Origin of the sequence: Sinanaerobacter chloroacetimidivorans (genome assembly GCF_018128545.1) — a bacterium.
GTDB lineage: Bacteria > Bacillota > Clostridia > Peptostreptococcales > Anaerovoracaceae > Sinanaerobacter > Sinanaerobacter chloroacetimidivorans.
This window is the reverse complement of record NZ_JAGSND010000049.1, coordinates 1-1888: the sequence shown is the minus strand read 5'-3', so window position 1 is coordinate 1888 and position 1888 is coordinate 1. Positions and strand designations below refer to the sequence as shown.

At 47.5% G+C, this 1888-nt stretch carries 2 protein-coding genes; one reads left to right on the top strand and one right to left on the bottom strand.

The features are described 5' to 3' along the window. Positions 1-153 precede the first annotated feature (153 nt). The gene (locus KCX82_RS22780) at positions 154-1617 is read left to right on the top strand and encodes a DDE-type integrase/transposase/recombinase (RefSeq protein WP_227020732.1); all 1464 of its coding nucleotides are present in this window, start codon (positions 154-156) and stop codon (positions 1615-1617) included. On the opposite strand, the gene KCX82_RS22775 is transcribed toward KCX82_RS22780, so the two are convergent. Then, entirely contained in the window at positions 1614-1787 is a 174-nt protein-coding gene (locus tag KCX82_RS22775) for a hypothetical protein (protein ID WP_227020731.1), read from the bottom strand. The two genes, KCX82_RS22780 and KCX82_RS22775, sit on opposite strands and share 4 nt — an antisense overlap. Positions 1788-1888: the final 101 nt, after the last annotated feature.

Sequence of the window (1888 nt, the reverse complement as noted above, 5' to 3'; positions counted from 1 at the left end):
GGTAGTGTCAAGTTTGACACTACGTTTTTTATTAAAACCCTTGTATTTTCAAAGGCTGCATCACTTTTTTCAAATAAAAAAGCAATGACCTCCCTTTTTCGTGTATAATGTCTATCGCCAAACAAACAAAACACCGAAAGGATATCATTGCTTATGGACAACATTATACTCTATTTACTTCAAACCATTCAACAGCTTTATCAGCAAAACTGCTGGCTATTGAATTTTATCTGCAGATACATCCCGCTTAAGCAGTGGGCCTTTGATGATTCCCACTCTCCAAAGTACCAGAAATTCACTACGGACAAGCTTCCCATCATCAGAACCTTCATTCGGCAGGACTGGCAGTTTCTCCTTGAATACTACTCTTGGAAGTACAACAAGCCCCTAAGACCGGTTCAGCGGCGGAATGGCAAATCCATTCCCGAAGATACCATTTGTCCCCTTTGCGGTGCACCGCATCTTTACATATACGATAATAACGGCGGCAACGGCCAGTACCAATGCAAGGTCTGCGGTCAAACATTCATAACCGGCGAGATTGTAACCTCTCCCATCCGCTTTGTCTGCCCTTACTGCGGGCATGCCCTGGTTGCCAAGAAAGACAGGGCTTTCTTCCACATCCACAAATGCGTTAATCCCAAATGCTCCTTTTATCTGCACAACCTTAAAAAGGTCGATAAGGAACATCTTGACGAAGCTTATGGGAAGAACAAGTACAAGCTGCACTACATCTACCGGGAATTCACTGTGGATTTCTTCCGCATGGACTTAAGCTCCCTTCCCAAGAATGCCTCTTCCCTGAAATTTACCAAGCATAATTCCCACATCATGTCCCTGTGCCTCACCATGCATGTCAATCTCCAGCTTTCTCTTCGCAGAACAGCCCAAGCTCTTGATGACCTATACGGGATCAAGATCTCCCACCAGATGGTCGCCAACTATGCCAGAACCGCAGCCCTTGTCATCAAGCCTTTTGTGGATCACTACGACTATCCTAAATCCAGTACTTTCATTGCCGATGAGACCTATATCAAAGTCCGGTCCGTGAAAGCGTATGTGTGGCTCATCATGGATGCCGTATCCCGATCCATCCTCGGCTATCAGGTCTCTGACAACCGAAGCGTCGGCCCCTGCATCCTCGCCATGCGCATGGCTTTTCGAGGGCTTAAGAAGCTTCCGGAAAATTTTCGCTTCATCGCCGACGGCTACAGCGCATATCCGCTTGCTGCACAACAGTTTTTCCGCGAATACGGTGATGCTTTCAAATTCGATATCACTCAGGTGATCGGACTTACCAACGACGATGCGGTGACCACAGAGTTCCGCCCTTTCAAGCAGATGGTGGAGCGCCTAAACCGCACCTTCAAGGCTTCCTACAGGGTCAGCTGCGGCTACGACAATTACGATGGTGCCAATTACAATGTTTCGCTATGGGTTGCCTACTACAACTTTCTCCGGCCTCATAAACACAAGAATTATCATGTGCTGAACAAGGTAGAGATGCTGGAAGGTGCTGAAAACATGCCGGGTAAATGGCAGCTTCTGATTTACCTTGGACAGCAGACTATCTTGCGGCTTCAGGAGCAGCAGGTCTCTGAAGGAATCTGTTCTTAGATTCTGAGCCAGAGGTAAATGCCAGTCATCAGAACCCTCGGTTCTGACTTGCCCTTGATGGCACGCCAAAGCAGTGCTACAATGCTGTGAATCAGACGGTGAAAGGAATCTGTTCTTGAGTTCCCCGCCGTCGGTATGACGTTCAGAGCACTGGTTTGGCGTGCTGTCAAGGGTGGCGCTTCCTGCCAATAACGTGAGTACTTGCAATTTTCAAGGTTCTATTTGAGCCTTCTTCTTTCGCTCCGGTTTTCATAAACCACTTGACACTACC